The organism is Streptomyces sp. NPDC057638 (assembly GCF_042800315.1).
Taxonomy (GTDB): domain Bacteria; phylum Actinomycetota; class Actinomycetes; order Streptomycetales; family Streptomycetaceae; genus Streptomyces.
Genome location: NZ_JBHVHF010000460.1, coordinates 1 through 4,416, shown reverse-complemented (window position 1 = coordinate 4,416; position 4,416 = coordinate 1). Strand labels below are relative to the sequence as shown.

3 protein-coding genes are annotated in these 4,416 nt (G+C 75.8%); 1 reads left to right on the top strand and 2 read right to left on the bottom strand.

What is annotated here, in order from left to right; all coding sequences use genetic code 11:
- Positions 1 to 29 precede the first annotated feature (29 nt).
- Positions 30 to 2,522 carry a hypothetical protein gene (locus tag ACFVIM_RS33220; RefSeq protein WP_384309520.1) on the bottom strand — a complete coding sequence of 831 codons (2,493 nt, stop codon included), beginning with the start codon at positions 2,520 to 2,522 and terminating at the stop codon, positions 30 to 32.
- Positions 2,523 to 2,786: 264 nt separating this feature from the next.
- Here ACFVIM_RS33220 and ACFVIM_RS33215 point away from each other — a divergent pair, with 264 nt between their 5' ends.
- The gene (locus tag ACFVIM_RS33215; RefSeq protein WP_384309518.1) at positions 2,787 to 3,167 is read left to right on the top strand and encodes a DUF6907 domain-containing protein; all 381 of its coding nucleotides are present in this window, start codon (positions 2,787 to 2,789) and stop codon (positions 3,165 to 3,167) included.
- Between the two features lie 36 nt (positions 3,168 to 3,203).
- Here ACFVIM_RS33215 and ACFVIM_RS33210 read toward each other — a convergent pair whose 3' ends face one another.
- A complete protein-coding gene (locus tag ACFVIM_RS33210; RefSeq protein WP_384309516.1) occupies positions 3,204 to 4,352 on the bottom strand; it encodes a hypothetical protein in 1,149 nt (382 codons plus the stop codon).
- Positions 4,353 to 4,416: the final 64 nt, after the last annotated feature.

Here is a 4,416-nt window from a genome sequence, read left to right as displayed (position 1 = left end):
GTACCCGACACCCCAGCGGGGCCTTGTGGTCAGCGGCTGGGTGCCGGGGCAGGGGGCCGTACCGGGGTGTTGAGCGCTGCGTGGACACGGTCGGCGAGGTCCTGCTGGACTGTGCGGAAGCCGGGGTCGGTCCAGACGGCCGCCTCGAACCAGCCCGCGCGTGGTGCGCGGGACCGTACGGTGGCGAACCCGGCGGGGCCCCGCGTGTGGAGCGCGGTGGCGACCTCGCGGGTGTCGGCACCCTCGGCTGTGGGGCGGTGGAGGTTGGCCACCAGCATCCAGGGGCCCTCCGGCGCCCGGTGGACGGTGTCCAGGAGCCCGTCGGCGACCTCCTGGGGGCTCGCGGCTCGCCAGTTCCGTTCGACGAGGTCGTCGAAGCGCTCCAGGGATTCCGCCTCGGTGCGCTCGCCGCGGATCCAGCGGTCGGCGTTCCGGGCGTACGCGGTGTCCCAGGCCGGGCCGGCGGCCTCGCGGACCGCCCGGACGAATGCCGGCCGGAGCCGGTCCCGTTCGGCCGGTGTTGCCTCGAACGGCGCGAGCCTGCCGTGCGCCCGTGCCTTGTTGTGGTCCGGCCACGTCGCGCGGACCTGCTGCCACAGGCCGCCGTGGCGCCGGGTTCCTGCGGCGTCGGCCGCGGCGAGGAAGGCGTCCCGCCACCCGTCCGGGGTGTCGGTCACCGGTTGTGGCCCGGAGAAGGGGGCGGCGGCGTGTACCGGGTCCCACCACCGGTCGGCGGCGGGGTCGCCGGGCGCGGGCGGCAGCGTGCGCCCGGTGTCCTGGTCGTCCAGGCGGGCTTGGGCGTAGGGGATGTAGCGGGTGTCGAGGACGGCGAGGAGGGTCTGTTCGGGGGTGCGGGGGTGGTGGGCGGTGTCGAGGCGGAGGTGGGCGGCGAAGCGTTCGTCGAGCCATCGGGTGAGCTGTGCGGTGCGCCACTCGGCCTGCCGTTCGGGGCCGAGTCCGGTCCACCGGGGGTCCGCGCCGGCGTCCATGGTGGTGGTGAACCGGTCGAGTGCGGCGTTGAGTTCGGCGAAGTCGAGGGCTCCGTCGGTCCCGAGTCGCTGGAGGTTGCGGCGGCGGTTGTGTGCGGGCCAGGCGGCCCGGGCCCGCTGCCACAGGGCGGGGTGGTGGCGGGCGCCGTCGGGGTCGAGGAGGGTGAGGAACTCGGCCCGCCACCGCTCCAGCGGCGCGGTGCCCTCCGGGGGGAGGACGTCCTCCGCGTGTCCGGGGCCGCCCCAGGTGAGCTCCTCCCACAGGTCACCGTCTGCCTCGGCCGGACCGTCCGAATCGTCCGTCCGGAAGAGCGCGTAGTGGAGGAAGGCGTAGTCGAGGAGGTTCAGGAGGGCGCCGGCTTCACCGGCGGGGCCGGGGGCGGGCGGGTATCCGGGGAAGCGGCCGTCGAGCCAGGCGAAGGCGCGGATGTGCGCGGGGCGCCGGTCGGTGACCTCCTCGCGCCGCCAGAGGGCCGGGCGGTCGCGCTGGACGAGGACGGTCAGATCCGCGGCCGTCTCCCCCGCGCCGGGCCGGCCGTTCCCGTGGGGCGTGTCGGTGATCACGATGTCGGCGCGCGAGCCCGCCTCCACCAGGCGGGGCCCGGTGTCCTCCCCGTGTTCTCCCCGGGGGGCGACCAGCAGCCGTCCGTCCCCCGGCGGGACCGGCGCGGGGCGCCACACCTCCCCCGCCGCTTCCGAGGCCGGGTGCAGGTGGGGCTCGGTCAGCAGCGCCACCTTGTGTCCGGCGCGGACCAGGCCGTACGCGAGCAGCACGCTCACCCACGAGCAGCCCGTGCCGCCTTTCTCGCTGACGACCCGGATCACCCGGGGCGCGGGGTTCCCGGGTGCGGCCGGGCCGTGCGGGCGGGGCGCCAGGGCCCGGCTGTCGAGGGCGTCCGGGTGCGGCGTGGCCCGGTCGAGGCCGGGTTCCAGGCGCTGGGCCAGGGCCGGGCGGCGCAGTGCCCGGCTCCACCCCGGGGCGTCCTCGCCCACCGCGGCGAGCAGCGCGTCCCACGCCGCCGTCTCCCCGGCGCCGGGGGTGGCGGTCAGGGGGTGAAGGCCCGCGGCGATGAGGAGGCCGGCGGCGTCGCGGGCGTGCCGGCTGGTGGCCGCGAGGAGAACGCGGGCCGGGGTGTGGGGGGTGTGGAGGGCCAGGTGCTTGGGCGAGTGGGCGGTCCAGCGCAGGGTGGGGACCCCGGTGACGGTCCCGTCCGTCGTGGTGGCGGGGAGGAGGCGGGCGAGGAGCTCGGCGGCGGTGCCGGGTGGCGCCCAGAGCGTGAGAGCGGCGGGGGACGGGCTCGCCTTGGCGATTCCGAACAGCAGGTCGGCGGCGTCGTGCGGGGGCAGGGGCCCCCGGGGCCGGGCCAGGGTGTGGAGCAGGGCGGCTTCGAGGCGCTGCTGCCCGGGATCGGCGGCGTCCGGCACGACACCATCACGGAGCCCGTGGGTGCGGATCGAGTTCAGGGCCTGGGCGTGGTTCTCGCCGGTCGCGTCACGGCGGGCCGTGACGCTGCGGTCGGACCTGGAGGACATCGGGTTGCTCTTCCCGGCGTGGCGCCCGGACCGGCACGCCGAGGATGTCGACAGCGTGAACTCCGCTGTGAGGTCTCCCCCTTCACGCCCCTTGGTGTGCACGCGGGTCCGGGCCGTCGTGCGGGCGGGCGGCAGCAGAATCTGCCTGCGGGGAGGATAGCGCCCCGCGCCCCGCACGGGACGCGCCACACCCGCCCGGGAGGCCGCGCGGTGCCCGGACCGCTACTCGGAAGATCCAAAAGGTGCAGATGGCATCATATTCCTATGAACGCTGATCAGTGGAAGAAATCTGTCACCGGAGTGGGGAACTGTCCGGCGTGGTGCGTCTCGGCGCACCACGAGAACCCCGACGACGAGGCGATCTTCCACGTGTCCGAGCCGGTCACCGTCCCGATGCCCCCGCAGGTCAGCGGCGAGCTGCTGTCCCTGACCGTCGTCACCGTGGCGGACGAGGACTACCACACCCCCGACCGCGGGCGCAGCGCCGACCGGGTCGAGATCTCGCTCAACGACGGGCAGGGCCAGCCGACCCACGACTACATCCCCGTGCGCGCGCCGGGGGACCTGGACGAGCTGATCAGCGGTCTGCGGCGGGCCGCCGACGCGCTGGAGCCGTGGCGGGGCCGTCTGCCCGCCGCCGCGTAGAACTGCCCGCCGGCCCGTCCGGGGCTCGGTGCCGGTTCATCCCGTTGCGGTGGAGCCTTCGGGCGCCGGTGCTCCGCCGGGTGTGAGGGCCTTGATGGTGCTGATCCACTCCCCCATGTACGCCTGCGCGCCCCCCGGGTGGCCGGGGCGGTGCAGGATGCCGTGCTCGTGCCGGGCGAGGACCTCCATCAGGTACTCGGCCAGGGCGGCCATGCCGGGGTGGAGGCAGGAGGGCAGGAGACGGGCGAAGCCCTGCGGGCTGGTCGCCATGCCGAGCATCAGCTGGAGGAGCGTCCCGAGGCCGAGGCCGTCGACCGTCTCCCGGAGGTCCGCTAGGGCGGGTGTGTCCGGCATGAGCAGCCCGTGGAAGAAGTACAGACCGCCGACTCCCCCGAGGATCTGGACGGTGTGGCGGGCGCGGGCGGTCTCCTCCTCGGTCGCCGCGGCGATGCGGTCCCGGTCGGGCAGAGCCAGCGGGGCGAGGAGGCCGTCGAGGGTTCCGTCCCGCTCCGCCTGTTCCAGAAACCGGGTGAACTCGGCGGCATCGAGGCCCGCGGGCAGCATCAGGGTGCTCAGGGCGTCGGCCAGGACGTGGGAGTCGGCCCGGTCCGCTCCGCCGGCCGCCGCGAAGAGATGAACAAGCCGCCGCCCGCTGCCGTCGCCGCGCAGCGGCAGGTCGCTCCCGGCTTCCAGCGCCTGGCGGACGGTGCCGGGGTGGAGCCGGGTGGCGGGGTGCCGTGCGAGGTAGCGGTCGGCGTCCCCGTAGAGGGCGTCGGTCTGTTCCTCGTCACCGCGCGCCGCGCGGGCCTGGTCGAGCAGCCGGTGCTCCATGCTCTTGCCCGCGGCCCAGACGAGGGCCTCGCGCACAGCGGGCCAGGGCGGCTCCGGAACCCCCGCACGGCCGGGCAGTACGGGGCGTCCGGCCTCCGCGTACCAGCCGATGACCGCGTACCGCAGGTCCCGGCCCTGCCGCGTGTGCCGGGCGAGCACGGCGGCGATCTCCACCACCGCATCGTCCAGCACCGACACCGAGCCCCGGCCGCGGCCGAGCCCCCGCCGCCGGTGCCGCGGCAGCACCCCCGCCCGGCGCCAGCGCTCCAACTGCGCGAGGGACACCACAAGGTCCCGCTCCCGCAGCCGCCCGATCAGCTCCCCGTCCGCCCGGCTCGGCCCCGTACGCACCACCGTCCCCCTCCTTCTTCCGCCCCGAAACCGCTCGGTACCCGGTCCATCTGTCGCGCCCCGGGAA